Below are 26328 nucleotides of genomic sequence, written 5' to 3'. Positions count from 1 at the left end.
CGCCTCCTGCGCGACATCGCCGAAGGCCGCGAAATCGGCGACACCACCACCCTCGCCGACACCACCGTCATGAACACCATCCAGGCCCAACTCCCCCAGAAGGACGGCAAGGGCTGACGAGTCCGGCCGACGGCTCCCCGCCCGACCACCACCGGTCGGGGAGCCCGGCCTCGCAGCGCAGCGAGGAGCGCCACGGGGCTCCTCCTCACTGCGTTCCGCCACCGGCCTGCGCAACGTCTCGCACATGAGGTGGACGACGCGCCGGCCGCGAGCCGGACGGCCGGGAGGCGGCCTCGCGGAGTCCCTCGCGGGATGGCCTCGGGGTGGCCGCTCGCGGTGCCGGCGTCAGCCCGGGCTGGTTCAGCTTCACTGGGAATTGCAACGGTTCGGGCAGCAGAGGCAGGGGGGCCTGCGCACCCTCGCCTCCGACGGTGATGAGTGACGCGGCACTCAACCCGTCCATCTCCTCGACGGGCATCCGCCGCCTCCGCACCGGAAGTGCGCCACCCCGCGACGGGGAGTGCCTGCGACCGGCGACCGGCCTGGGTTCACCCATCCGCACCGGCCCGACGCCATTCGGCGGCCCGCGCCCCGAGCCGGAGAGCCCGAGGCCCTAAAGTATGACAAAGCGGATATCCCACTGCTGTTCCCATTAGACTGTCAAAGACGCAACAAGATTCTTGATGGGTCATTGGGTGAGCCGGGAAGTCTGGTCGGCACTGCACCACAGGTGCATCCGCATGCCGTTCCCGCTCCAGGAGGTCCCCGCGTGGCCACCCAGCCACCCACCGAACCGACGACCCGCCGCCAGTTCCTCGGCCAGCTCTCACTCCCCGAGCGCACCTACCTCACCGATGCGCTGCGCACCGAGACCGTCGGGGGCGTCCTACTGCTGATCGCCGCCGTGGTGGCGCTGATCTGGGCCAACGTCTGGCCGCACGCGTACGAGAGTGTCCTGAACTACACCGTGGGCCCGTCCGGACCCCTCCACCTGGATCTCACCCTGGAGGCCTGGGCCAACGACGGGCTGCTGGCGATCTTCTTCTTCGTGGCCGGCATCGAGCTCAAGCGCGAGTTCGTGGCCGGTGAGCTGCGCAGCCCGAGCGCCGCGCTGCTGCCGGTGATCGCGGCCGTCTGCGGCGTGGCGCTGCCCGCGCTCGTCTACACCCTCGGGAACCTCGGCAGCGGTGGGCATCCGGCCGGCTGGGCGATCCCGACCGCCACCGACATCGCCTTCGCGCTCGGCGTGCTGGCCGTGGTGGGCACCCACCTGCCCTCCGCGCTACGGGCGTTCCTGCTCACTCTCGCGGTGGTCGACGACCTGATCGCCATCCTGATCATCGCGGTCTTCTACACCTCGAACATCAAGTTCTGGGCGCTCGGGCTCTCTTTCACGGGCCTGGCACTGTTCTGGCTGCTCCAGCGCCGCGCGGTCCACGGCTGGTACCTCTATGTGCCACTGGCCTTCGTGACCTGGGCGCTGATGCACGAGAGCGGTGTGCACGCCACGGTCGCGGGTGTGGCGATGGGCCTGATGCTCCGTTGCCACCGCATCGGTGACGAGAAGCAGTCGCCGGGCGAGCACATCGAGCACCAGGTCCGCCCGCTCTCGGCCGGCTTCGCCGTGCCCGTCTTCGCCCTGTTCGCGGCCGGGGTGACGATCTCCGGCCCGGCCCTGGTCGACGTCTTCACCGAGGCGACACCCCTGGGGATCATCCTCGGCCTGCTGGTCGGCAAGACCGTCGGCATCTTCGGCGGCACCTGGCTGGCCGCCCGCTTCACCCGCGCCGAGCTGAACCCGCGGCTCAAGTGGGCCGACCTGTTCGCGGTCTCCACCCTGGCCGGGATCGGCTTCACGGTCTCCCTGCTGATCAGCGAGCTGGCCTTCCCCGGCGACCCGGGGCTGGCCGAGACCGCGAAGGCCGCCGTGCTGGTCGGCTCGCTGCTCTGCGCGCTGGTCGCCACCGTGCTGCTCAAGCTGCGCAACCTGCACTACCGGCAGCTGTGCGAGGAGGAGGACCGCGACTCGGACGGCGACGGCATCCCCGACATCTACGAGCTGGACGACGCGGCCTGGCAGGCCCGGATACGGCAGCCCGACGGCACGTCGGGCGCGGACGCGGACGCAGGCGCAGCGGTCGGCGGCGCGGGCGCGGGCAGAGTCGAGCGCGCGACCGACCATGCGTCGGGCGACACCGCACCCGGTGCGTCGACCGGCGCGCCGGATGACACGGCGGGCGGCACGGCGGGCGGCACGGCAAACGGCACGGCAAACGATGCCTCCGACGGCAGGCAGGAAGGCGCGTCGGGGTGACACATCCCCCCGCCGGGGCCCCGGAGTGGTGCCCGACTGACCGGTAAGGGCATGATTCTGAACTGTCGACAGTCCGCAGAAGCCGCAGAGGAGAACCGCTGATGCCCGCAGGAGCCGCAGACCCGTCCAGCAACGGCCGGGCGCCCTACGAGGGCGAGCGTTCGGTGGGGGAGCTGTTCGCCGCGGCCACCGCCGACCTTTCCGCACTCGTCCACGACGAGATCGCGCTGGCCAAGGCGGAGATCAGGCAGGACGTCAAGCGCGGTGTCTCCGGCGGTGTCTCGCTCACGGTGGCCGGCGTGGTGGCGTTGGCCGCCGTCCCGATGCTGAGCGCGGCAGCCGCCTTCGGCCTGCACGCGCTGGGCCTGTCGCTCGGCTGGTCGTTCCTGGTCGTGGCCGGCGCGTATCTGGTGCTGGCGGCGCTGCTCGGGCTGCTGGCGCTGCGCTCGTTCAAGCGGATCGAGAAGCCGCACCGCACCATCGAGGGCGCCCAGGCGACCGCCGACGTGCTCAAGAACGCCCGGCCACGGCCTGCCACCAAGGAGGAGATCGACCGGGCACTGGGCCGCCGGCCCTGATCTTGCGCCGGGCGGACCGGCCAAGCAGCCCGCCGGGCGGACCGGCCGGGCGGTGAGAGCGCCGACGCGGTGCCGTGAAGGTGCCGGCGCGAGGCCTCGGCCAGGGCGTACGGCATCGGGCGTAGCCCCTGCGAGTGCCGGGGACATGTTCCCCGCGCGGATGTGAAACGCTCTCGGTATGCCGCTCGACCAGAAGCCCGTACCACCGCAGCCGTCCACCGGCACCGCCGCCAGCGCCGCCAGCACCGGCGCCGGGACCACCACCGGCACCTCCGCCGGCATCACGCCCGGCTCCGAGGCCGGCCCGGGCACCGCCGCCGCGGGTTGGAGCATCCGGCAGCCCGGTCCCTGGACGCACCGCGACCTGGCGGCCAACGGCGCCCGGTTCCACATCGCCGAAGTCGGCGAGGGACCGCTGGTGCTGCTGGTGCACGGCTGGCCGCAGTACTGGTGGGCATGGCGGCACCAGCTGACCGCGCTCGCCGAGGCCGGCTACCGGGCCGTCGCCCTGGACCTGCGGGGCATCGGCGGCAGCGACCGGACGCCACGCGGGTACGACCCCGGGAACCTCGCCTTGGACATCACCGGGGTGATCCGCTCACTCGGCGAGCGGCGGGCGCACCTGGTGGGACACGCCGCCGGCGGCACGCTGTCCTGGGTGGCGGCCGTGATGCGCCCCTCGGTGATCCAGAGCCTGACCGTGGTCTCGGCGGCCCACCCGCGTGACCTGCGCCGGGCGCTGCTGACCGACCGCCGCCAGATCGCCGCGTTCGACCACGTGCTGGGCTTCCAGCGCCCGTGGATACCGGAACGCCGGCTGGTCGCCGAGGATGCCGCGCTGGTCGGCCGTTACCTCGATGCCTGGACCGGGCCCAACCAGCTGGAGCGCGCCGCCGTGGAGGCGTACCGGCAGGCGATCCAGATCCCCAGCACCGCGCACTGCTCGATCGAGCCGTACCGCTGGCTGTTGCGCTCGATGGCCCGTCCGGACGGCATCCAGTTCGCCCGCCGGATGAAGAAGCCGATCACCGCTCCCACGCTGCACATCCAGGGCGCGGCAGACCCGGTACTGCTGTCGCGCACCGCGCTCGGCGGGGGCGAGTACGTGGCGGCGCCGTACCGGTGGCGGCTGCTGCCGGGGATCGGGCACTTCCCGCACGAGGAGGCGCCCGAGCAGTTCTCGGCGGAGCTGATCGGCTGGGTGGGCCGGCACAAGGACTGACGGGCGAGCGGTGGACCAACTTCCTTTACATTGCGCTCATATGACAATCGCATAGGCCAATTCGCCCCCCGAAGAGCGGTTACTCCCAGCGGCCCACGGGCATCCATACCGGTATGACCTGGATGCCCGATCGCGGCGCGGCGCCTCGCGGCCGACGCCACAGCAGCCCGCAGAGGTTGACCCGCCGCTCCGACTGGGCGGATGAGCTGTCCTTCGACGGACCGGACCGTCGGCAGCGATCGGCGCAGCGGCAGCTCGGCATCCCACACATCCTCGGCCGCCGGGCCCGCTGGGTGGGCGCCCGGCTGCGGCGGGAGTCCTGAGGCCGGAGCGCCGGCGCCACCAGGGCTCCGGGGCACCCCGGCGTCAGAGCACCCCGGAGTGCACCGGGCACCTCAGAGCGCGCAGCCCTCGGTGTCCGCCCGAGCGGTGGCGCTCGCGCCCCGGTCGGCGTCCTCACGGACCTCCGCGGCGGTCAGCACATAGCCGGTGTCGGCACTGTCCAGCGACTTCGCGAAGACCACGCCGTACACCTGGCCGTCCGGGGTGAGCAGCGGTCCGCCGCTGTTGCCCTGGCGAACCAGCGAGCGCACCGAGTACACGTCACGCACGACCTGGCCGCGGTGGTAGATGTCCGGGCCGTTGGCCTGGATCCGGCCGCGGATGCGGGCCGGCTGGATGTTGAAGGCACCGTTCTCCGGGAAGCCCGCGACGATCGCACTGTCGTTGGTCTTGGCATCGCCCGCGAAGGCCAGCGGCGGCGCGGTGAGCTTGGGAACGTCCAGGATGGCGATGTCGCGCTGCCAGTCGTAGCGGACCACGGTCGCGTCGTAGAGCTGCCCGGTGCCGCCGATCTGGACGGTGGGCTCGTCGACACCCCCGACCACGTGGGCGTTGGTCATCACCCGGTGCGGTGCGTAGACGAAGCCGCTGCCCTCCAGGGTCTTCCCGCAGGCGGTGGCCGTGCCGACCACCTTGACCAGGCTCTGCTTGGCCTTGGCCACCGCCGGGCTGCCGGCCAGCAGCGGGTCCGGGGCCTCGACCACGGTGATCGGCTCGTGCTCGAAGGGGTTGAAGACCTGGGGGAACCCGTTGCGCGCCAGCGCCTTGGAGACGTCGGAGAACCAGTTGGGCGCATCGGCCGGCAACGTGTCCTGGACGCCGCCGAGCAGCATGGAGGAACGTACCTGCTTGGAGACGGTCGGCAGCGAGGTGCCGGCCAGCGCGGAGCCGATCAGCCAGGCGACCAGCAGCATCGAGATCACGTTGACCACCGCGCCGCCGGCCGCGTCCAGTGCCTTGGTCGGGCGGCGGTCGATATGGCCGCGCAGCTTCCAGCCGAAGTGGGTGGTGACCGCCTGCCCGACCGCCGCGAGGACGATCACCACGACGACGGCGACCACGGAGGCCGTGGTACCGGGGCTGAGATGGCTGAGCAGCAATGGGAGCAGTTGGACGGCGATCAGCCCGCCGCCGAGGAAGCCCAGGACCGACAACACGCCCACCACGAAGCCCTGACGGTAACCCGAGACGGCGAAACCGATCGCGGCAGCGATCAACAGCAGATCCAGGACGTTCACTGAGATCCTTCGTTCGAGGCCCCGACGTACGCGACGCGCGCGACGCGCAGCTCAGGCGTGCATATCAGGGGTAGCTCTGCTCATCCGACCCCAGGCCGTAAAGCAGGCCAACATAAAGCAGGACAATACGCCCCGCCCGTCCGTCCCCCACTCCTCGGGGGACGGACGGGCGGCCATGGCTCGGGCGGCACGCGCCGGGGAACGGGCACGGGCTACGTCCCCGCCGCGGCATCGCGCAGCAGCGCGCTGGAGCGGGCACGGCTGCCCTGGACGAGATCGATGGCCTCGTCGGAGAGGGAGAGCGTCCGGCTGGTGTCCCACGGGCGCTCCAGCCCGCTGTGGTGCAGCACCCGGTCGATCACGCCCGCCGTGAACCCCCAGACCAGCCGCCCGGCCACGGCGAACGCCGGGCCGGTGTGGCCGGAGGGGTGCTTGAGCCGCGCCCGGTTCGCCGGATCGACCAGATCCGCGATCGGGACCCGGAACACCGCGCCCGTCTCGGCCTGGTCCACCGGCGCCACCGGGCTCTCCCGACGCCACCAGCCCAGCACCGGCGTGACCACGAACGAGCTGACCGGGATGTACAGCGCCGGCAGCGCCGCGAACACCTGGACACCGGACGGATCCAGGCCGGTCTCCTCCCAGGCCTCGCGCAGCGCCGCCGCCACCGGGCCGGCGCCGTGCGGGTCACCGTCCTCGGGGTCCAGCGCACCGCCGGGGAACGAGGACTGCCCCGCGTGCGAGCGCAGCGAGCGGGCCCGCTCGATCAGCAGCAGGTCGGGGCCGGCCGGCCCCTCACCGAACAGCATCAGTACCGCGGATGGCCGGCCGCCCTCGGCGGGTGGCAGGAAGCGGCTCAGCTGCTCCGGCCGGACGGTCTCGGCTGCGTCGCGCACCGGCTCCAACCAGGCCGGCAGCCCCTCACGCTCGACCCGCGGGCTCACGCGCCCGCCTCCTGCCCGGACGTGGCTCCGGACGTGGACCGGGCGTCCGACACCGCAGTGCCCGTCGCCGTAGCCGTCGCCGCGGCAGCGGCAGCGGCAGCGGCCTGCCCCGGGTAGTGCGCCGGCGGCCGCAGCCGCTGGCCGGGCTGCCCGCCCAGCTCGTACTTCAGCAGCTTCTTCGCCTTCTCCGGGTCGGTCTCGCCCTCCCCGTACGAGGGGCAGAGCGGCGCGATCGCGCAGGCCCCGCAGGCCGGCTTGCGGGAGTGGCAGACCCGGCGGCCGTGGAAGACCACCCGGTGCGAGAGCATCGTCCACTCCGACTTCGGGAAGATCTCGGCCACCGCGGCCTCGACCTTCTCCGGCTCCAGCTCCGGCGTCCACCCGAACCGCCGGGCCAGCCGCCCGAAGTGGGTGTCCACCGTGATCCCCGGCACGCCGAAGGCGTTGCCGAGCACCACGTTGGCGGTCTTGCGGCCCACCCCCGGCAGCGTCACCAGGTCCTCCAGGCGGCCCGGGACCTCGCCGTCGAAGCGGTCCCGCAGGGCCGCGGAGAGCCCCAGCAGCGACTTGGCCTTCGCCCGGAAGAAGCCGGTCGGCCGGAGTATCTCCTCCAGCTCCTCGGGATTCGCCGCGGCCATGTCCTGCGGCGTCGGGTACTTCGCGAACAGTCCGGGCGTCGTCTGGTTCACCCGCAGGTCGGTGGTCTGCGCCGACAGCACGGTGGCCACCAGCAGCTGGAAGGGGTTGTCGAAGTCCAGCTCGGGGTGCGCGTACGGGTACAGCTCCGTCAGCTCACGGTTGATCTTTCGTGCCCGCCGGACCATCGCCAGGCGGGACTCCGGCTTCCTCGGCTTCGCAACCGCCTTCACCACCGGCGCAGCCGTCTTCCGGACCTTGCTCTCTGCCATGCACGAAGGCTACGCCGGGAGGGCTGCCGAACGGGGGCCGTTCATCAGGACTGCACGGGCCCGCCCCGACCCCTGCCCCCGCCACTGACCCCTGGTTTCGGCCACGACCGGGGCAGCGCGAGAGCCGGCCTCCGCCAGGAGACCGGCCCGCGCGCCGCCGGGGCCCGCTGTCACACGCCGCTCAGGCGGGAGGCGGCGGGACGCACGTACACCGCCCAGGTCAGGGCGAGGCAGCCGGCGTAGCAGGCCAGGAAGGCGAGGTACGCGGCGTTGCCGTTGTGCGTGGTGAGGAACGACTGCCGGAAGGCGATGTTGACCAGGACCCCGCCGAAGGCACCGATCGCGCCCGCGATGCCGATCACCGCCGAGGCGTGCCGCCGGGAGTCGCGCTCGGCCGCGTCCGGGTCGGCGCCGGCGTCGACGGCCTTGCGGGCCTGGGCCCGGAAGATCGCCGGGATCATCCGGTAGGTCGAGCCGTTGCCGATGCCGCTGAGGACGAACAGGGCGACGAAGCCCGCGATGAACAGCGGCAGCGACTTCTCCCGGGAGGCGGTCAGCACCACCAGCGCACCGGCGGCCATGGCGGCGAAGTTCCACAGGGTCACCCGGGCACCGCCCCAGCGGTCCGCCAGCAGGCCGCCCACCGGCCGGACCAGCGAGCCCAGCAGCGGGCCGAGGAAGGTCAGGTAGGCGGCCTTCACCGGGGTGTCGAACTGCTCGTGGAACTGAACCTGGAGCACCTGCCCGAAGGCGAAGCCGAAGCCGATGAAGGAGCCGAAGGTGCCGATGTACAGCACCGCCATCACCCAGGTGTGCGGGTTGCGGGTGACCTCACGCATGGCCATCCCGTCGCCGCGAAGGGCGGTCAGGTTGTCCATCCGCAGGGCGGAGGCCAGCGCCGCCAGGATGATCAGCGGGAGGTAGACCAGCGGCAGCAGCCGGGGGTGCGCGGCGCCCGCGGTGGCCAGGATCAGCAGGCCGAGCAGTTGGACGGCGGGCACGCCGAGGTTGCCGCCGCCCGCGTTGATGCCCAGTGCCCAGCCCTTGAGCCGCTGCGGGTAGAAGGCGTTGATGTTGGCCATCGAGGAGGCGAAGTTGCCGCCGCCGACGCCGGCGACGCAGGCGACGGCGAGCAGGGTGCCGTACGAGACACCGGGCTCGAGCACGATTCCGGCCAGCACGGTGGGCACCAGCAGGAGCAGCGCGCTGAAGACCGTCCAGTTCCGGCCGCCGAACCTGGCCACCGCGAAGGTGTACGGCAGCCGCAGCACCGCGCCCAGCGCGGTCGGCAGCGCGGTCAGGGTGAACCTGCCCGCGGGGTCGATGTGGTACTCCGGCCCGAGGAAGAGCACCAGCACCGACCACAGGCTCCACACCGAGAAGCCGATGTGCTCGGAGAGCACCGAGTAGACGAGGTTGCGCCGGGCGATCCGGGCGCCGCCCTGCTCCCAGAAGGTGGTGTCCTCGGGCCGCCAGTCGTCGATGCCGCGCCGTCGGCGCGCCACGTCCGGTGCGGGGGCTGCGGGGTTCTCGGGTTCACGGACCGCTGTGCTCATCGTGACCTGCCCTGGGGTGTGGGGGGAGGGGAGGGAAGACCTGGGGCTTGCGGGGCTTGCGGGGCTTGCGGGGCTTGCGGGGCTTAGGGGGCTTACGGGTCTTGCGCTGCCCCCGGGGCCTGGGGAGTCCCGGGGGCACTGAGGGGCGCTACGGGTACCGGGGGCTTGCGAACCCGGTTTCACGCTAGGAAGCGCAGGTTTCGCGTGACCGCCCGCGCCGACTCGGTCGTGGAACATCTCCAGCACGCCGCCCGCCGACCCGTGTGAGGACTGCGCGAAGCCCGCGCCCGGCACGGACGGCCGTACGGGCGCGGGGTCGGGATCTACGCGGCTCCGGCACCATCACCGGCTCCGGAGGCGGCTCCGGAGGCGGAGCCCGCCAGGCGCACCGGCCACAGCCGCAGCACCGCCGGCGAGCCGTCCGGAGCCAGGTCCTCGTCCAGGCAGCTGCCGGTGCGCAGGTCGAAGGCCTGCTTGTACATCGGCGAGACCAGCACCGGCACGTCCCCCCGGCTGCCGAGGAGCCCGCGGGAGAGGACGTACGCGCCGCTGAACGGGTCGCGGTTGTCGACCGCGTACAGCTCGCCGCGCGCACCAAGGTAGACCGCGACCTGCGCGCCGCCGAGCAGCAGCGCCACGCCCCGGCCGGGGATCAGGTCGGCCCGGTCGCAGACGGGCGTCCACCGCTCGCCGTCGTGGATCTCGACCGTCGCACCCGTGAGGGGGCGCGCGGACTGCGCGGACTGCGCCACCGGCAGCTGCGACATGGTCGGCGCCTCGGGCATCTCCTGCAGCGTCTGCGTGGTCATCGGGTACGAACCTCCAGGTCGGGCCCGGCGATCAGGGCCGGTTGCAAGGGCTGCCCGGCCTCGCCGGGCAGGGCCGGGCGGATCTGGTCCCGCTCGGGTACGAAGCGCACGGTCGGGTCCGGGACGCCGGGTGCGTTGGCGAAGGAGACGAAGCGCCGCAGGCGGTCGGGCTCGGCCAGGGTGGCCGCCCACTCGTCCTCGTAGGTGTCCACGTGGCGGGCCATCAGCTCGTCGAGGTCGGCGCAGATGCCCAGCGAGTCGTCGAGGATCACCTCGCGCAGGTGGTCGATGCCGCCCTCCAGGCGCTCCAGCCAGGGGGCGGTACGCTCCAGCCGGTCGGCGGTGCGGATGTAGAACATCAGGAAGCGGTCGATGGTGCGGATCAGCGTCTCGCGGTCCAGGTCGGCCGCGAACAGGTCGGCGTGACGAGGCGTCATGCCGCCGTTGCCGCCGAGGTAGAGGTTCCAGCCCTCGGCCGTCGCGATGACCCCGAAGTCCTTGCTCTGCGCCTCGGCGCACTCCCGCGCGCAGCCGGAGACCGCCGACTTCAGCTTGTGCGGGGCGCGCAGCCCGCGGTAGCGCAGCTCCAGTTCGATGGCGAGGCCGACCGAGTCCTGGACGCCGTAGCGGCACCAGGTCTGCCCGACGCAGGACTTCACCGTGCGCAGCGCCTTGCCGTACGCGTGTCCCGACTCGAAGCCCGCGTCGACCAGGCGCCGCCAGATCGGCGGGAGCTGGTCGACGCTGGCGCCGAAGAGGTCGATCCGCTGGCCGCCGGTGATCTTGGTGTACAGCCCGAAGTCCCGGGCGATCTCACCGATCACGATCAGGCCCTCGGGGGTGATCTCGCCGCCGGGGACCCGGGGCACCACCGAGTAGGAACCGTTGCGCTGGAGGTTGGCCAGGAAGTGGTCGTTGGTGTCCTGGAGCGCGGCCTGCTCGCCGTCCAGGATGTGCCCGTTGCCCAGGGCGGCCAGGATCGAGGCGACGGTGGGCTTGCAGATGTCGCAGCCCAGGCCGGTGCCGTGCTCCTCGATCAGCCGGCCGAAGGAGCTGATGCCCTTGACCCGGATGATCTCGTACAGCTCCGCCCGGGTGTGCGCGAAGTGCTCGCACAGTCCGCGGGCCTGCTCGATGCCGCCGGCGGCCAGCTCCTCCGCCACGATGGTGCCCAGCAGCTTGACGCAGCTGCCGCAGCCGCTGCCGGCCTTCGTGCACTTCTTGACCTCGGGGACGCTCCCGCAGCCGTGATCGCGCACGGCCGCCCGGATCACGCCCTTGCTGACGTTGTGGCAGGAGCAGACCACCGCCTCGTCCGGCAGCGCCACCGGCCCCGCGGCCGCGCCCAGGGAGGCGGGCAGCACCAGCTGCTCGGGCGGGGTCTGCAGCGGCGCACCGCCGGCGGCGAGCGGGCGCAGCAGGCCGTAGGCGTCCGCGTCGCCGACCAGGACGCCACCGAGCAGCTCGCCCTCGCGGCCGATGACCAGCTTCTTGTACACGCCCTCCCGGCTGTTGGCGTACAGCACCTCCAGGGCGCCCTCGGTGGCGCCGTGCGCGTCGCCGAAGCTGGCCACGTCCACGCCCAGCAGCTTGAGCTTGGTGGAGGTGTCGGCGCCGGTGAAGGAGCCGCTGCCGCCGGTGAGTTCGGCGGCGACCGCCTCGGCCATCGCGTAGCCGGGCGCGACCAGGCCGTAGACCCGGCCGTCCACGGTCTGGGCGCACTCGCCGACCGCCCAGATGTGCGGGTCGGCGGTACGGCAGTGCTCGTCGACGGTGATGCCGCCGCGCTCGCCGACCGGCAGTCCGCAGTCGCGGGCGAGCTGGTCGCGGGGGCGCACCCCGGCGGAGAAGATCACCAGGTCGAGGGCGAGTTCGCTGCCGTCGGAGAGCTTCATCCCGCGCACCCGGCCGTCGTCACCGGTGATGATCCGCTCGGTGCCGGCGCCGGTGTGCACCTGGACGCCGAGGTCCTCGATCTTGCGGCGCAGCACCTCGCCGCCGCCCTCGTCGACCTGGAGGGCCATCAGGCGCGGTGCGAACTCGACCACATGGGTCGGCAGGCCCATGGCCCGCAGCGCTCCGGCGGCCTCCAGGCCGAGCAGACCGCCGCCGACCACGCCACCCGCGCGGGCGCCTGCGGCGCCGTCCCTGATCGCCTCCAGGTCCTCGATGGTGCGGTAGACGTGGCAGCCCGGCGCGTCGTGCCCGGGGACGGGCGGCACGAACGGGTACGAGCCGGTGGCCAGCACCAGGGCGTCGTACGGCAGCACGTGGCCGGCGGCGGTGGTGACGGTGCGGGCGGCGCGGTCGATCGCCACGGCGGGGTCGCCGAGCCGCAGGTCCACGTCGTGCTCGGCGAGGAAGCCGGGCGGGCAGAGCGAGAGCTCCTGCGCGGAGGTACCGGAGAACCAGGAGGTCAGCTGCACCCGGTCGTAGGCCGGCCGGGGCTCCTCGGCGAGGACCGTGACCTGCCAGGCCTGCCCCTGGGGCCGGTCGAACAGGGCTTCCAGCAAGCGCTGGCCGACCATGCCGTGGCCGACGACGACCAGGTTCCGGCGAGCGGACGAGGGGTCGCCGGCGGACGGGCGGGAGGTTGACGGGCTGGGCATCAGGAGGCTCCTCGGGTGGTGAGCAGGTGCAGGGGATCCGCGGGCAGCGGGTCGTTCCGCTCGTAGGCCCGGGTGAGGGCGCCGACCGTGGCCAGGTCGCCCAGCAGGATGCCGCCGACGAGCCGGTCGCCGCGCAGCACGAGCTTCTTGTACGAGCCCCGGGTGGCGTCGGCCAGCCGGAGCACGTCCAGGCCGGGCCCGTCGTCGCCGACCTCGCCGAAGGCCGCGTACTCCAGCGGCCCGGCGGTCAGCCTGGCGAGCGGACGGGAGCCGGTGTACAGGGCGTCCGGGTCGGCGCCGGAGAGCCGGGCGGCCAGGACGTCGGCCTGCTCCCAGGCGGGAGCGGAGAGGCCGTGGACCGTCCCTCGGTGCTCCGCGCAGTCCCCGATCGCGTAGGTGTCGGGGGCGGAGGCCGCGAGCCGGTCGTCCACCAGGACGCCGGAGCCCACCCGCAGGCCGGCCGAATGGGCCAGGCCGGTGCGCGGGCGCACCCCGCAGGCGAGCACCACCAGATCGGCGTCCAGCAGGTAGCCGTTGGCGAGTTCCACGCCGGTCACCCGGTCGGTGCCGTGCAGCGCACGGGCGCGGTTGCCGCAGTACGTCGCGACGCCGAGTTCGGCGAGCCCGCGCTCCAGCGCCCGGCCGGCCCGCTCGTCGAGCTGGCGCTCGATCAGCTGCGGGGCCTGGTGCACGATCTCCACCGGCAGGCCGAGCGCGGCCAGCGCGCGGGCGGCGCTCACGCCGAGCACTCCACCCCCGATCACGACCGCGCGCTCGGCGCGCGCCGCGTCCGCGGCCAGCCGGTCGCAGTCGGCGACGGTCCGGAAGGAGTGCACGCCGGCCTTCAGGCCGCCGTGGGCCAGGCGCAGGCCCCGGATCGGGGGCAGCACCGGGTTGGCGCCGGTGGCCAGCACCACCTGGTCGTACGGCACCGGCTCGGAAGCGGTGTGGTCGCCAGGGTCGGCGTGGTCGTCAGCGTCGTTGGCATCGTTGGTGTCGTTGGTGTCGTTGGCGTCGTTGGTGTCGGACGAGGTGGGGCCGCCGCCGGCCAGGCGCAGCACCCGGGCGGCGGTGTCCAGAGCGAGCACCTCGGCACCCACCCGCAGCTCGGCGGCGCCGGCCGGCAGCGCGATGGCCTCGGCGTCGTAGCGCCCGGTCAGCACGTCGGCCAGCAGCACCCGGTTGTACGGGCCGCGCGGCTCCGCGCCGTACAGGGTCAGCTCGGCCTCCCCGCCCAGGGCCAGGAACTGATGGGCGAACCGGGCGGCGGCCATGCCCGCGCCGACCACGGCGATCCGGCGGCTCACCGCCCGGCTCCGGCCCGCTCGACCACCGAGACAACCGAGACCACAGCGGCCACAGCGGCCACAGCGGCCACAGCGGCCGGCTCGGCCCCGGCGACCGCGAAGCCGCCGACCCCGGCAACCCCGCCGACCTCGGCAACCCCGGCGCCCTCCACCCCGCCGTCCGCCGGGCGGGCCGCCACCCGCTCGACCCGCACCGCGCAGACCTTGAACTCGGGCATCCGCGACACCGGGTCCAGCGCCGGGTTGGTCAGCGAGTTGGCCCGCCCTGCGCCGCCCCAGTGGAAGGGCATGAACACGGTGTCGGGCCGGATGGTGTCCGTCACCCGCGCCGGGGCCACCGCCCGCCCGCGTCGGCTGCTCACCGCGAGCAGCTCGCCCTCGCGCACCCGCAGCCGCTGCGCGAGCTGCGGGTGCAGCTCCACGAAGGGCCCGGGCGCGGCCCGGTTGAGCTCCGGCACCCGGCGGGTCTGCGCCCCGCTCTGGTACTGGGACACCACCCGGCCGGTGGTCAGGTACCAGGGGTACTCGGCGTCCGGCTCCTCGGCCGCCGGGCGGTGCGAGACGGCGGCGAACCTGGCCCGGCCGTCCGGTGTCGCGAATCGGTCCAGGAACAGCCGGGGCGTGCCGGGGTGGTCCTCGTCCGGGCACGGCCAGAAGACGCCGTCCGCCGCGCGGATCCGGTCGTAGCTGATGCCCGCGTAGTCGGCCTGCCCGCCCGCCGAGGCCAGCCGGAGCTCCTCGAAGGCCTGCTCGGGGTCGGCGGGGAACCCGTTCGGCACGCCCAGCCGGGCGGCCAGCTCGCGCAGCACCCACAGGTCGCTGCGCACGCCCGGTGGCGGCCGCAGGGCCTGCCTCCGCAGGATCACCCGGCCCTCCAGGTTGGTGGTGGTGCCGCTCTCCTCCGCCCACTGCGCGGCCGGCAGCACCACATCGGCCAGGCGCGCCGTCTCGGAGAGCACCAGGTCGCTCACCACGAGGAGGTCCAGCCCGCCCAGCCGGTCCGTCACATGGGCGGCACGCGGTGCGGAGACCACCGGGTTGGACCCCATCAGCAGCAGCGCCCGCACGCCGTCCGGCTGCCCGAGCGAGTCCAGCAGCTCGTACGCCGAGCGGCCGCTGCGCGGGAGTTCGTCCGGGTGCACGCCCCAGACCCGGGCGACGTGTGCCCGGGCGGCCGGGTCCTCGATCGAGCGGTAGCCGGGCAGTTGGTCGGCCTTCTGACCGTGCTCGCGCCCGCCCTGGCCGTTGCCCTGACCGGTGAGGCAGCCGTACCCGGAGCCGGGCCGGCCCGCCTTGCCGGTCGCCAGGCAGAGGTTGATCCAGGCGCTGACGGTGTCGGTGCCCTTGCTCTGCTGCTCGGGGCCGCGCGCGGTGAGCACCATGCCGGTCGACGCGCCCGCGAACATCTCGACGGCGGCTCGCAGTTGCGGCGCCGCGACGCCGGTCAGCCGCTCCACCCGCTCGGGCCAGTGCACCATCGCCGCCGCGCGGGCCTGCTCGAAGCCCGAGGTGCGCCCGGCGATGAACTCCTCGTCCAGGTGGCCGTCCGCGATCACCAGGTGCAGCAGGCCCAGCGCGAGGGCCAGGTCCGTGCCGGGCACCGGCTGAAGGTGCAGGTCGGCCAGCTCCGCGGTCCTGGTCCGGCGCGGGTCGACCACGATCAACCGGCCGCCGTTCTCCTTGAGTTCGCGGAAGTAGCGCAGCGCGGGCGGCATCGTCTCGGCCGGGTTGGCGCCGACCAGGATCACGCAGCCGGTGGCGGCGATGTCCGCCATCGGGAACGGAAGTCCGCGGTCGATCCCGAAGGCCCGCCGGTGCGCGGCCGCCGCCGAGGACATGCAGAACCGGCCGTTGTAGTCGATGTTCGCGGTGCGCAGCACCACCCGGGCGAACTTGCCCAGCAGATAGGCCTTCTCGTTGGTCAGCCCGCCGCCGCCGAAGACCCCGACCGCGTCGGCGCCGTGGCGCTCGCGGGTGCGGGCCAGGCCCGCCGCGACCCGGTCCAGCGCCTGGTCCCAGGACGCCTCGCGCAGCTCGCCGCCCCTGCGCTCGCGCACCAGCGGCGCGGTCAGCCGGGTGGCCGGGCCGAGCAGGTCGGCGGCGGTACGGCCCTTGCCGCACAACGCGCCCCGGTTGACCGGGAAGTCGGGCCGCTCCAGGACCTCGACCGCCCCCGCCCGGCCGGCGTCCGGTGTACGCAGCCGCATGCCGCACTGCAGTGCGCAGTACGGGCAGTGGGTGTCGGTCGTCGTCATGCCGAGGAGCCTCGCCCCGGCCGGTTACGCCACCGGGTCCCGCGCGTTGCGCCTGCGGTACGCCTCGCTCACGGCCCACCCCGGGCAGGGTGGGGCAAACGACATCTGCCGTAACACGGCCTGGCCCTGACCTAACGCCCACGTGACGGCCGTGCAACGCGGACGAAACCCCCCGGGCCGACCCTGCTGAGCATGGGAACTCCAAGCACGGTCTCCGGCGAGCCGCCGGCCAGAGCGTCGACCGGCCCGCTGACCGGCTTCACCGTCGGCGTCACCGCCGCGCGCCGCCGCGACGAACTCGTCACGCTGCTCCGGCGCCGGGGCGCCAAGGTGATCGAGGCACCCACCCTGCGGATCCTCCCGCTGGAGGACGACCGGGCACTGCACCGGGCCACCGAGCTCTGCCTGGCCGCCCCGCTGGACTACGTGGTGGCCACCACCGGCGTCGGCTGGCGCGGCTGGATGAGCACCGCCGAGGGCTGGGGCCAGGGCGCCCGGCTCGCGCTGGCCTGCCGGGAGGCCGTCGTCCTCACCCGCGGCCCGAAGGCCACCGGCGCGGTCCGCGCCAGCGGCCTGCACGAGGCCTACTCCCCCGACTCCGAGGCCTGCGACGAGCTGCTGTGCTGGCTGCTCGCCCGGGATCTGCGCGGACGCCGGATCGCCGTCCAGGAGCACGGCGCGCCGCTGGACGGCTTCGCCGCCGCCCTGCGCGAGCGGGGCGCCGAGGTGATCGAGGTCCCGGTGTACCGCTGGGCACCGCCCGAGGACCCGGACGCCGTACGGCGGCTGGTCGAGCAGACGGTACGCCGCGAGGTGCACGCGCTGACCTTCACCAGCGCGCCGGCGATCACCGCCTTCCTGGACACCGCCGAGGCGCTGGGCCTGCGCGCCGAGGTGCTGGCCGCACTGCGCACCGACGTCATGTCGGTCTGCGTCGGGCCGGTCTGCGCCCGCCCGCTGGAGGAGTACGGCATCCCGGTGGTCCAGCCCGAGCGCGGGCGGCTCGGGTCGCTGGTGCGCACCATCGCCGAGACCCTGCCCGCCCGCAACCGGCGGGAGCTGCACACCGGCACCCAGCGCCTGGTGCTCCAGGGCAACGCGGTCCTGGTCGACGACGAGGCCTTCTGGCTGGCGCCCGTCCCCGCGGCGGTGCTGCGCGCACTCGCCGAACGCCCGGGCTGGGTGCTCAGCCGGGCCGACCTGCTGCGCCGGGTCTGGGCCGGCTCCGGACCGGACGAGCACGCGGTGGAGGCCGCCGTCGCCCGGCTGCGCGGCGCGCTCGGTCCGCACGCGGGCCTGGTCCGTACCGTCCCCAAGCGCGGGTACCGGCTGGCGGTGGGCGGGTGAGCAGGCGCGGCGGGCCCGCACCGACACTGCTCGCGGTGGCGCACGGCACCCGTGACCGGGCCGGGGTGGCGACCACCGAGGCGCTGCTGGAGCAGGTCCGGGCGCTGCGCCCGGACCTCCGGGTGGAGGTGGGGTACCTCGATCTGGTCCGGCCGTCACTGGACGAGGCGCTGGCCGGGCTGGCGGGCGAGGTCGTGCTCGTCCCGCTGCTGCTCGGGGCCGGGTACCACGTGCACGCCGACATCCCGGCTGCCGTGGCCGCCGCCCCATGGGTCAGGGCCACCGTGGCGCCCGCGCTCGGTCCGGATCCGCTGCTGGCGACCGCGCTCGGCGACCGCCTCGCCGAGGCGGGCCGGCCGCGCGCCGCCGGCCCGGTGGTGCTGGCCGCCGCCGGCTCCCGCGACCCCGCGGCCAACGCCGACACCGCGCGGATGGCCCGCCTGCTGCGCGGCCACCTCGGCGCCCCGGTCATCCCCTCCTACCTGTGCGCGGGCTCGCCCACACCGGCCGAGGCCGTCGCGGCCCTGCGGGCCGAGGGCCACGACCGGATCGCCGTCGCCGGGTACCTGCTGGCCCCCGGCTTCTTCGCCCGCCGCGCCGCCGAGGCCGGCGCCGACCTCGTCTCCTCCCCACTGGGCACCCACACCGCCGTGGCCGAGCTGATCCTGCGCCGCTACCTGGCCGCCGCAGGCCACGGGCCGGCACCGCGCCCGGCGGCGCCCGCGGGCGGGGCCCGGGTGTGAGGTCGCCGCCCCCCGTCCGCCGGTGGGCTCCGTCAGCCGAAGTCGCCGACGGCGAACAGCGGGACGGCGTCACTGTGCCCGACCGGGCGGAAGTGCCGCGGGTCCGCGGACACCTTGGCGAGCAGCGCTCGGTCCGCGTCGCTGTCCGGGTCCAGCGCGAGGTACTGCGCTCCCGAGCGGCCGAGGTCCGCGGTGAGCGCCGTCAGGTCGTCCTGGCAGGTGACCTGGACCAGCCGCCGTTCGAGGCCCAGGCCCATCAGTGGCAGCCGGATCGGCGTGCCCCGGTCGGTGATCGCGATGGTGGAGCCGTCGGGCAGTGCCCGCACGCCGCCGTAGCCGATCCACGGCCACAGCCGCGACTGCTGGGCGACGGGGTCGCGCATCAGGTCGACGGCGTCGGAGGCGGTGGCGTGGCCCGCCGGGGTCCGCAGGTAGGTCGAGAAGGTCACCGGCCACATCGAGGTCGCGGTGGCCACCAGGAAGCCGGCTGCGAGGGCGATGGACAGCTCGTGCCGCCTCGACCCCGCCGGACGGGCCACCCCCGCCCCGCTCCGGCCGAGCGCGGTCAGCAGCGCGGCCAGACAGGCGCCACCGAGGATGGGCAGGTAGAGCGTGTACCGCGCCCACCACGGCCCCGGACTGGCCGCCGCCATCACGGCCATCGGCAGCATCAGAGCGAACACCGGTGCCCACCGGCGGCGGCGGACGAAGAGGACCAGCGCCGCGAGGACGGCCGGGAACAGGACCCAGAGCCAGGCACCGCCCAGGCCGCCCAGCCGCTCGTCGTAGGAGAATCCGGCGCCGGCGGGCGTCGTCCAGGACTCCCACACCCGCCCCACGAGCGTGGCGTGGCCCAGGATCGGCTGTGGCGTGTTGCCGTCCATGATGAGCTCCTGGACGGTGCCCCGACCCGAGAACCCCAGCATCGTGAACGGGAAGAACGGGTTCCCGTGGGCCAGCCAGGTCCGCAGGTACCAGTACGACGAGAGCAGCAGCGAGGGCAGCAGCAGGGCGCAGCCGAGTACGGGCAGCCGGACGAGCGCCGCCCGTACGGCCACCCCCCGTCCTGGCTCCTGCGGGCCGGCTCCGCCGTGCTGCCTGAGCGCGGCGGCGACCGCCTGGACGGCGGCGACCACCGCGACGCAGCCGACGGTCAGCAGGTTGGACGGCTTGACGCTGGTCGCGACCGCGAGGGCGAGGCCCGCCAGCCACAGCGGGCGTAGCGTGGGCGGCGCGCCGGTCCCCGGTGCCCGTACCGCGAGGACGAACTGGAACGCCGCGGCAGCCGTGGTGGCCGCCGCGACGTCCACGTAGGAGGTGGCGCTCTGGGCGAGCACCGCCGGGATGCCGAGGAAGCCGAACCCGCCGATCAACGCGTGGTGGCGCCGCGCACCGCACCGCAGCGCGAGGGACACCGTGGCCGAGAAGCCCAGCAGGACGAAGGGGATGCCCGCCGCCCAGGACCAGTGCAGGGTGTGCAGGAAGACCCCGGGCCAGGCCCCGATGACCTCCTGGCCCTGGGGGTAGACGTCCGACCAGAACGCCGCCGGGGTGTGGCCGATGTACCCCTGCTGGATCCACAGGCCCGGGCCGACCAGGTGGTACCACATGCCGTCCCACTCGACCGGCAGGACGAACGCGCCGAGGGCGAAGCGCCAGGCGTACTGAGCCGCCATCAGCAGGGCGAACAGGCCGGTCACGGGGTGGCGCAGGGTGTGCAGGGCCCGGCGGACCGCACCGGTGAAGGCCGCCCGGCTCTCCCGGTACCGGGCTGCCGCCGAAGGGACCGTACGGACCACGGCGATCTCGGCCGCGGCCGGCAGCACGGCGGCGGCCAGCAGCGGCAGCGGGCGGAACTGGCCGAGGCCCGCGCCGACCAGCAGCGCCGACGCGATCAGTTGCGCCGCGAAGGCCAGGATCCAGCCGGAGAGCGCCTCGGCCGCGCGCCACGGGCCGAGGGCGCCGACCACATGTGCGGTGCCCGCGGCCGTCGCCACCAGAGCTAATACCAGCCCGAATATGCCCATGTGCTTTCCCCGACCCGTCTCAGATGCATTCCGTCGCGACTGAGGCCGCGATCCGCGTGACGGTATCAGAGTCGGATCGGGGAATCGGATGGCCGTACCCGAATTGGGGTCTGAAGAGCCTGCCCGCAAGGCGTTGGCGAGCAATCTCCCGCTACTGGACGGATTGCCCGAATTCACACCTTGAGCCGGGAAGTCACACCTTGAGCCGACAAGCTCCACCCCCTGGCGGCTCCGGCCACGGGCGGCCGGACGGCGGCCGGCGCACCACAGCCGACCCCCGAAGGCAGGCATACCAGCAGTTCAACGGCACAGGGCGGGGGCGCCCCCGGCTCGCCGGGCAGTCTTCACGGCCGGGCGGGCGGGGGCTGCACAAAATTCTCGGAACCCGCCTGCAACCTCCGGGCCGCCCAGACGTCCATGTCAGTGGGGGCGGGAGTCGAACATCCGCCGGGGAATCTGCGAGGCATCGGATGCCCGCATGAATCTAGCGCATCACCTTCAGGGGGATAAGCATGTCCAATACCAGTACCAGCCGTACACGATCCGTACTTCCGGAATTGCATCGGCTCGATGACCGGGTGCACCGGGCGGTCCGCGGGCACTTCGGCGACCCGGCTTCCGCCACCGTTACCGCGACGGTCACCGTCAGCAAGACGCTGTCCTGGTGCGGGGAGCACGCCGGCGGCTGGATCGTGCTCGGCCTCGCCGGCGCGGCGGTCGACACCGAGCGGCGCGGCAACTGGCTGCGGGCGACCGGCACGGTCGCCGCGGCCCATCTCGCGAGCATGGCGATCAAGCGCGTGGTACGCCGTCCACGCCCGGGTGGGCCGGGCCTGGAGCCCCTCGTCTCCACCGCCGGCCGGCACAGCTTCCCGAGCTCGCACGCGACGTCCTCGGCGGCGGCCGCGCTGGCCTTCGCCCCGCTGCTGCCGGTCTCGGCGCTCGCGCCGGCCGCCGGCGCGGTCTGCCTCTCCCGCCTGGTCGTGGGCGTCCACTACCTGTCGGACGTGGCCGGGGGCGCCGCACTGGGAGCCGGCATCGCCGCGGCCGGCCGTTCCTGGATCTCGAAGGGATGCCGCTCCGATGGCTGACACGACCGCGCCGCCCGCGCCCGCACCCGCACCCGCCGCCGAGGCCCCCTGGTCGATCCGCCCCTTCAGCCTGCCCGCCCTGCCCGGTGGCCTGATCCGCAACGCCCGCCCGCGGCAGTGGGTCAAGAACGTCCTGGTGGTCGCGGCGCCGGGTGCCGCCGGAATGCTCACCCACGCCGCCGTGCTCCGGCAGACCGCGATCGTCTTCGCCCTGTTCTGCGCGGCCGCCTCCGCCATCTACTTCCTCAACGACGCGATGGACGTCGCGGCCGACCGTGCCCACCCGCAGAAGCGCGACCGCCCGATCGCGGCCGGCATCGTGCCGATCCCGGTGGCGTACCTGGCCGCCGCCGTCCTCGCCTGCGGCGCCCTCACCGGCGCGGTACTGCTGTGCAACACCGCCACCGCGACGGCGCTGGGCTGCTATCTGGCCATGCAGATCCTCTACTGCACCGGCCTGAAGCACGTCCTGGTCGTCGATCTCGCCTTCGTGACGTCCGGGTTCCTGCTCCGCGCCATGATCGGCGGGCTGGCCTGCGACATCCGGCTGTCCCAGTGGTTCCTGATCACCGCGGGCTTCGGCTCGCTGTTCATGGTCGGCGCGAAGCGCTACTCCGAGCTCGTCATGATGGGCGACCAGGCCGCGGAGTCCCGCCGGCTGCTGGCCTCCTACAGCCTCAGCTACCTGCGGTTCGTCTGGCAGGCCTCCGCGGCCGTGGCCGTCCTCAGCTACTGCCTGTGGGCCCTGGAGCCCTCCGGCGACGGGCACCCGGCGCTGCGCCAGATCACCATCGCGCCCTTCGTCTTCGCGATCCTGCGCTACGCGGTCTTCGCGGACCGCGGCACCTCCGGCGCGCCGGAGGACGTCCTGCTGAAGGACCGCCCGCTGCTCGTGCTGGGCGTGTCGTGGGTGGCGCTGTACGGGCTCGCCGTCGTGGGTCTGTGATGGCCGGGCAGCACCCGAGCGGCCGGTTCCGCGCCGTGCTTCCCGAGCTGCTCAGGTTCGGCGTGATCGGCGGGCTCGGCTACGCGAGCGATGTCCTGCTCTTCCTGCTGCTGCGCGGACCCTGCGGCCCGATCACCGCCAAGGCGGTCTCCTTGACGCTCTCCACCGCGGTCGCCTTCCTCGGGAACAGGTCCTGGACGTTCCGGGAGCGCCGGGCGGGCGGGCCGGCCGCACAGGTGGGCCGGGAGACGGCGATGTTCCTCATGGTGAACCTGGCCGGTGCACTGCTCCAGCTGGCCTGCGTCTGGATCTCGCACTACCCGCTGGGCCTGACCAGCCCCGGCGCGGACCTGGTCTCCGGCAGTGTCGTCGGGATGTCCCTCGCGACGGCTCTGCGCTTCTGGGGCACCCGCGCCCTGGTCTTCCGGCCCCCGCGGGCCGATCGGACGCCGGTGTGATCCGCCGGGGAACCGGGCTCCTCGCCGTGCCACCGGCGCCGATCCGGATGTCCGGAGGGCGGAACGAAAGTAACCGATGAGTACGAATGGCCCCGTACCGCGCTCTTCGACGCACCCCCTCCTCATATGATCGGAGCGACATGCGCCATGCTTGGTGATGCAGAGCACTGTACGGACTTGCGCCGACCGGCTTGATCGCCGGACGGCCGAGAAGGAGGAAGCACGTGGACGACGTTCTGCGGCGCGCCGCACTCTTTGCGGCACTCGACGACGAGCAGGCCGGCGAGCTGCGCGCTTCCATGACCGAGGTGACCCTCGCCCGCGGTGAGTCGCTGTTCCACGAGGGCGACCCGGGCGACCGGCTGTACGTCGTCGCCGAGGGCAAGGTCAAGCTGCACCGGGCCTCGCCCGACGGCCGCGAGAACATGCTCGCGGTGCTCGGCCCCAGCGAGATGATCGGCGAGCTGTCGCTGTTCGACCCGGGCCCGCGTACCGCCACCGCCAGCGCGCTGACCGAGGTCAAGCTGCTGGGCCTGGGCCACGGCGACCTCCAGCCCTGGCTGCACGCCCGCCCCGAGGTCTCCATCGCGCTGCTGCGGGCCATCGCCCGCCGTCTTCGCCGGACCAACGACACCATGTCGGACCTGGTGTTCTCGGACGTCCCCGGCCGCGTCGCCAAGGCCCTGCTGGACCTGTCGCGCCGCTTCGGCGTGCAGTCCGAGGAGGGCATCCACGTCGCCCACGACCTCACCCAGGAGGAGCTGGCCCAGCTGGTCGGCGCCTCCCGCGAGACGGTCAACAAGGCGCTCGCCGACTTCGCCGGCCGTGGCTGGCTGAAGCTGGAGGCCCGCGCGGTGGTCCTGATGGACGTCGAGCGGCTGTCCCGGCGCTCGCGCTGACCTCGCGCGCACCCCGGCAGTGAGCGGGGCCCGTACGCCGGCGGCGTACGGGCCCTCGTGTTCGCCGCGGAGGGCGGGCCGGCCTCAGATCAGGCCGTGGTCCTCCAGGTACTGCAGTTGCGCGCGGACGGAGAGCTCCGCGGCCGGCCACAGGGCCCGGTCGACGTCCGCGTAGACCCGGGCCACCACGTCGGCCGCCGTCCGGCAGCCGGCCTCGACGGCCGTCTCCACCTGCGCGAGCCGGTTCGCGCGGTGCGCCAGGTAGTAGTCGACCGCGCCGAGCGCGTCCGCGAGCACCGGGCCGTGGCCGGGCAGCACCGTCCGCACGCCCTGCACGGTGGCCATGGTGTGCAGGCGCCGCAGCGAGTCCAGGTAGTCGCCGAGCTGCCCGTCCGGGTGGGCGACCATCGTGGTGCCGCGGCCGAGCACGGTGTCGCCGGTGAGGATCGCGCCGTCGGCGGGCAGGTGGAAGGTCAGCGAGTCGGAGGTGTGGCCGGGGGTGCCGATCACCCGCAGGTCCAGGCCGCCGATCTCCAGCCGCTCGCCGTGGTGCAGGCCCTCGTCGCCCAGGCGGTGCGCCGGGTCGAGTGCGCGGACCTTCGTGCCGGTGAGCTCGGCGAAGCGGACGGCGCCCTCGGCGTGGTCGGCGTGGCCGTGGGTGAGCAGGGTCAGCGCCACGCGCTTGCCCTGCTGCTCCGCGGTGTCGATCACCCGGCGCAGGTGACCCTCGTGCAGCGGGCCGGGGTCGACGACCACGGCCAGGTCCGAGCCGGGCTCGGAGAGCAGCCAGGTGTTGGTGCCGTCCAGCGTCATCGGTGACGGGTTCGGCGCCAGCACGCAGAGCGCCCGCGAGGTGGCCTCGCCGCCGATGCCGGCGGCGGGGTCACCCGGGAGGAGACCGCTCACCGGCCGCCCTCGCAGAGGCGGAACAGGCGGCGGGCCGGGAGCGGGCGGGCCAGCGGGCGCAGCCACGGCTCCTCGCCCACGCGCTCGGCGCCGTGGAGGCCGAGGACCCGCGGCGTCAGGGTGTAAGAGGTGAGGGCACGGGCGGGCAGCTGCGGCGCCGTCTGGCGAGCCACGTCATTGTGGTTCATCGGGCGATGGTCCTTCCTCGGGAAAGTGTCCGTCGATGGTCAGCTCCTCATACCCCGACCATCGCACTGTCATTCGATCACCCGCCACCTCGGCCCGGCCGAGTACGGGGTCCAGGGGGCGGCCCTCGGCCGCGTCCAGGGCGTGCGCGGCCGTGCGCACCGGCAGCAGCTCGCGCAGCACCGTCACGGTGGGCGGCAGCATGCCGTACGTGCCCTGCTCGTACCCGCGCACGGCCTCGGCCGGCGAGAGCCAGGCGACCCGGTCGGCCTCGCCGACCTCGCTGGCCGCCAGCTGGCCCGGCGGCAGGGCCGCGACGAAGAACCAGGCGTCGAAGCGCCGCTCCTCGAAGACCGGCGTCACCCAGCGGGCCCAGGCGGCCAACAGGTCGCTGCGCAGTACCAGGCCGTGGGTGCGCAGGAAGTCGGCGAAGGAGAGCTCGTGCGCCTCAAGGGCGGCCCGCTCGGCGCTCCAGTCCCCCGCGTCGGCGATGGCGTGGGCGTCCGGGCCCGCCAGCAGGACGCCGGCCTCCTCGAAGGTCTCACGGACGGCCGCGCAGACCACCGCCTGCGCCGTGCGCCGGTCCACCCCGAGCCGCTTCGCCCACTCCTCGGGGCTCGGACCGGCCCAGCCGATCTCGGCCTCGGCGTCCCGCGGATCCACCCCGCCGCCCGGGTACGCGTACATCCCGCCGGCGAAGGCCATCGAGGTACGGCGGCGCAGCAGGTACGCCTGCGGGCCGTCCGCGCCGTCGCGCAGCAGCACCACGGTGGCGGCGGGCCTGGGCACCGGCGGGGTCAGCTCGCCGGCCTCCAGCGCCCGGATCCGGGCAGGCCAGGAGGGCGGCATCGGGAGCGTCTTCGCCTGGTGATCCATGCCCGGATGCTACGCAGCCGGAGGCGGGGTTGGACAGAGCCCAACCCCGCCGATTCGCTGCGTCCCCAGGGTGAGCACCCGGTGAGCGGGGCCTCGCGGACGGGCGAGCGGGCCTCGCGGACGGGTCAGGCCTTGACCCGGACCTGGATCTCGATCTCGACCGGGGCGTCCAGCGGCAGCACCGCGACACCCACCGCGCTGCGGGCGTGCACCCCGGCGGCACCGAAGACCTGACCGAGCAGCTCGCTCGCACCGTTGATCACACCGGGCTGGCCGGTGAAGTCGGAGGCGGAGGCGACGAAGCCCACCACCTTCACGACCTTCTCGACCCGGTCCAGGTCACCGATCAGCGACTTCACGGCCGCCAGCGCGTTGAGCGCGCAGATCTGGGCGAGGGCCTTGGCCTCCTCCGGGGTGACCTCGGCGCCGACCTTGCCGGTGCTCTGCAGCTTGCCCGCCACCATCGGCAGCTGACCGGAGGTGAAGACGTACTCGCCGGAGTGGACGGCCGGCACGTACGCGGCGACCGGCGCGGCCACCTCGGGCAGCGTCAGGCCCAGCTCGGCCAGCTTGCTCTCGACCTGGCTCATGCCGTCTTCTCCCGCTTGAGGTAGGCCACCAGCTGCTCCGGGTTCGGGCCGGGGACGACCTGGACGAGCTCCCAGCCGTCCTGGCCCCAGGAGTCGAGGATCTGCTTGGTGGCGTGCACCAGCAGCGGCACGGTTACGTATTCCCACTTGGTCATGCGCTGACTCTAGACGAGCCGG

At 73.8% G+C, this 26328-nt stretch carries 24 protein-coding genes; 10 read left to right on the top strand and 14 right to left on the bottom strand.

The window, feature by feature from the left end:
• The first annotated feature begins 769 nt into the window (after nucleotides 1–769).
• From nhaA to ACIBH3_RS10800, 4 genes are all read left to right on the top strand, one after another.
• The gene (gene nhaA, locus ACIBH3_RS10815; RefSeq protein WP_396311586.1) at nucleotides 770–2314 is read left to right on the top strand and encodes a Na+/H+ antiporter NhaA; all 1545 of its coding nucleotides are present in this window, start codon (nucleotides 770–772) and stop codon (nucleotides 2312–2314) included.
• A gap of 101 nt (nucleotides 2315–2415) precedes the next feature.
• Nucleotides 2416–2892 carry a phage holin family protein gene (locus ACIBH3_RS10810; protein ID WP_396311585.1) on the top strand — a complete coding sequence of 159 codons (477 nt, stop codon included), beginning with the start codon at nucleotides 2416–2418 and terminating at the stop codon, nucleotides 2890–2892.
• Between the two features lie 178 nt (nucleotides 2893–3070).
• Nucleotides 3071–4114 (top strand): alpha/beta fold hydrolase, encoded by a 1044-nt coding sequence (locus tag ACIBH3_RS10805; protein WP_396311584.1) that lies wholly within the window; start codon nucleotides 3071–3073, stop codon nucleotides 4112–4114.
• 176 nt (nucleotides 4115–4290) lie between these two features.
• Nucleotides 4291–4437, top strand: coding sequence for a hypothetical protein (locus ACIBH3_RS10800; protein ID WP_396311583.1), 147 nt, complete (start codon nucleotides 4291–4293; stop codon nucleotides 4435–4437).
• 72 nt (nucleotides 4438–4509) lie between these two features.
• Here the strand turns inward: ACIBH3_RS10800 and ACIBH3_RS10795 are convergent, their stop codons facing one another.
• The 8 genes from ACIBH3_RS10795 to ACIBH3_RS10760 all read right to left on the bottom strand — a co-directional run bounded on the left by ACIBH3_RS10795 (nucleotide 4510) and on the right by ACIBH3_RS10760 (nucleotide 16082).
• The gene (locus ACIBH3_RS10795; protein ID WP_396311582.1) at nucleotides 4510–5694 is read right to left on the bottom strand and encodes a MarP family serine protease; all 1185 of its coding nucleotides are present in this window, start codon (nucleotides 5692–5694) and stop codon (nucleotides 4510–4512) included.
• Nucleotides 5695–5906: 212 nt separating this feature from the next.
• Nucleotides 5907–6638: an NUDIX hydrolase gene (locus ACIBH3_RS10790; RefSeq protein ID WP_396311581.1), complete on the bottom strand. Its 732-nt coding sequence runs from the start codon at nucleotides 6636–6638 to the stop codon at nucleotides 5907–5909.
• On the bottom strand, nucleotides 6635–7546 hold the full coding sequence (nth, locus tag ACIBH3_RS10785; RefSeq protein ID WP_396311580.1) for an endonuclease III: 912 nt from the start codon (nucleotides 7544–7546) through the stop codon (nucleotides 6635–6637). Before nth ends, ACIBH3_RS10790 begins: the two co-directional genes overlap by 4 nt.
• A 170-nt stretch (nucleotides 7547–7716) precedes the next feature.
• Entirely contained in the window at nucleotides 7717–9102 is a 1386-nt protein-coding gene (locus ACIBH3_RS10780; protein ID WP_396311579.1) for a nitrate/nitrite transporter, read from the bottom strand.
• Nucleotides 9103–9425: 323 nt separating this feature from the next.
• Entirely contained in the window at nucleotides 9426–9911 is a 486-nt protein-coding gene (locus ACIBH3_RS10775; protein ID WP_396311578.1) for a nitrite reductase (NAD(P)H) small subunit, read from the bottom strand.
• Nucleotides 9908–12520, bottom strand: coding sequence for a nitrite reductase large subunit NirB (nirB, locus tag ACIBH3_RS10770; RefSeq protein ID WP_396311577.1), 2613 nt, complete (start codon nucleotides 12518–12520; stop codon nucleotides 9908–9910). The genes ACIBH3_RS10775 and nirB overlap by 4 nt, the downstream gene beginning before the upstream one ends.
• Nucleotides 12520–13827 carry an NAD(P)/FAD-dependent oxidoreductase gene (locus ACIBH3_RS10765; protein ID WP_396311576.1) on the bottom strand — a complete coding sequence of 436 codons (1308 nt, stop codon included), beginning with the start codon at nucleotides 13825–13827 and terminating at the stop codon, nucleotides 12520–12522. The genes nirB and ACIBH3_RS10765 overlap by 1 nt, the downstream gene beginning before the upstream one ends.
• Nucleotides 13824–16082 carry a molybdopterin oxidoreductase family protein gene (locus ACIBH3_RS10760; RefSeq protein ID WP_396311575.1) on the bottom strand — a complete coding sequence of 753 codons (2259 nt, stop codon included), beginning with the start codon at nucleotides 16080–16082 and terminating at the stop codon, nucleotides 13824–13826. Before ACIBH3_RS10760 ends, ACIBH3_RS10765 begins: the two co-directional genes overlap by 4 nt.
• A 192-nt stretch (nucleotides 16083–16274) precedes the next feature.
• On the opposite strand from ACIBH3_RS10760, the gene ACIBH3_RS10755 reads away from it, so the two are divergent.
• Both ACIBH3_RS10755 and ACIBH3_RS10750 read left to right on the top strand, forming a co-directional pair.
• Nucleotides 16275–17429, top strand: coding sequence for a uroporphyrinogen-III synthase (locus ACIBH3_RS10755; RefSeq protein WP_396311574.1), 1155 nt, complete (start codon nucleotides 16275–16277; stop codon nucleotides 17427–17429).
• Between the two features lie 35 nt (nucleotides 17430–17464).
• Nucleotides 17465–18172, top strand: coding sequence for a sirohydrochlorin chelatase (locus ACIBH3_RS10750; RefSeq protein WP_396311573.1), 708 nt, complete (start codon nucleotides 17465–17467; stop codon nucleotides 18170–18172).
• A 32-nt stretch (nucleotides 18173–18204) separates the two neighbouring features.
• Here the strand turns inward: ACIBH3_RS10750 and ACIBH3_RS10745 are convergent, their stop codons facing one another.
• Entirely contained in the window at nucleotides 18205–20199 is a 1995-nt protein-coding gene (locus tag ACIBH3_RS10745) for a hypothetical protein (RefSeq protein ID WP_396311572.1), read from the bottom strand.
• 512 nt (nucleotides 20200–20711) lie between these two features.
• Between ACIBH3_RS10745 and ACIBH3_RS10740 the strand changes: the two genes are divergently transcribed.
• From ACIBH3_RS10740 to ACIBH3_RS10725, 4 genes are all read left to right on the top strand, one after another.
• A complete protein-coding gene (locus ACIBH3_RS10740) occupies nucleotides 20712–21290 on the top strand; it encodes a phosphatase PAP2 family protein (protein ID WP_396311571.1) in 579 nt (192 codons plus the stop codon).
• Complete coding sequence (locus ACIBH3_RS10735) at nucleotides 21283–22236, top strand: decaprenyl-phosphate phosphoribosyltransferase (protein WP_396311570.1); 954 nt, start codon at nucleotides 21283–21285, stop codon at nucleotides 22234–22236. Before ACIBH3_RS10740 ends, ACIBH3_RS10735 begins: the two co-directional genes overlap by 8 nt.
• Nucleotides 22236–22694 carry a GtrA family protein gene (locus ACIBH3_RS10730; protein WP_396311569.1) on the top strand — a complete coding sequence of 153 codons (459 nt, stop codon included), beginning with the start codon at nucleotides 22236–22238 and terminating at the stop codon, nucleotides 22692–22694. The genes ACIBH3_RS10735 and ACIBH3_RS10730 overlap by 1 nt, the downstream gene beginning before the upstream one ends.
• 224 nt (nucleotides 22695–22918) lie before the next feature.
• Nucleotides 22919–23593 carry a Crp/Fnr family transcriptional regulator gene (locus ACIBH3_RS10725; protein ID WP_396311568.1) on the top strand — a complete coding sequence of 225 codons (675 nt, stop codon included), beginning with the start codon at nucleotides 22919–22921 and terminating at the stop codon, nucleotides 23591–23593.
• 84 nt (nucleotides 23594–23677) lie between these two features.
• On the opposite strand, the gene ACIBH3_RS10720 is transcribed toward ACIBH3_RS10725, so the two are convergent.
• The 5 genes from ACIBH3_RS10720 to ACIBH3_RS10700 all read right to left on the bottom strand — a co-directional run bounded on the left by ACIBH3_RS10720 (nucleotide 23678) and on the right by ACIBH3_RS10700 (nucleotide 26306).
• Entirely contained in the window at nucleotides 23678–24499 is an 822-nt protein-coding gene (locus ACIBH3_RS10720; protein WP_396311567.1) for an MBL fold metallo-hydrolase, read from the bottom strand.
• On the bottom strand, nucleotides 24496–24687 hold the full coding sequence (locus tag ACIBH3_RS10715) for a hypothetical protein (RefSeq protein WP_396311566.1): 192 nt from the start codon (nucleotides 24685–24687) through the stop codon (nucleotides 24496–24498). The genes ACIBH3_RS10720 and ACIBH3_RS10715 overlap by 4 nt, the downstream gene beginning before the upstream one ends.
• The gene (locus tag ACIBH3_RS10710; RefSeq protein ID WP_396311565.1) at nucleotides 24674–25561 is read right to left on the bottom strand and encodes an NUDIX hydrolase; all 888 of its coding nucleotides are present in this window, start codon (nucleotides 25559–25561) and stop codon (nucleotides 24674–24676) included. Before ACIBH3_RS10710 ends, ACIBH3_RS10715 begins: the two co-directional genes overlap by 14 nt.
• Nucleotides 25562–25686: 125 nt before the next feature.
• Entirely contained in the window at nucleotides 25687–26151 is a 465-nt protein-coding gene (locus tag ACIBH3_RS10705; RefSeq protein WP_396311564.1) for a RidA family protein, read from the bottom strand.
• Nucleotides 26148–26306, bottom strand: a complete 159-nt coding sequence (locus ACIBH3_RS10700; RefSeq protein ID WP_396311563.1) for a DUF4177 domain-containing protein — start codon at nucleotides 26304–26306, stop codon at nucleotides 26148–26150. Before ACIBH3_RS10700 ends, ACIBH3_RS10705 begins: the two co-directional genes overlap by 4 nt.
• Nucleotides 26307–26328: the final 22 nt, after the last annotated feature.

Source organism: Kitasatospora sp. NPDC050543, from assembly GCF_044457565.1.
Classification (GTDB): domain Bacteria; phylum Actinomycetota; class Actinomycetes; order Streptomycetales; family Streptomycetaceae; genus Kitasatospora.
The sequence above is the reverse complement of the archived record's forward strand: the minus strand, read 5'-3'. Positions and strand labels throughout refer to the sequence as shown.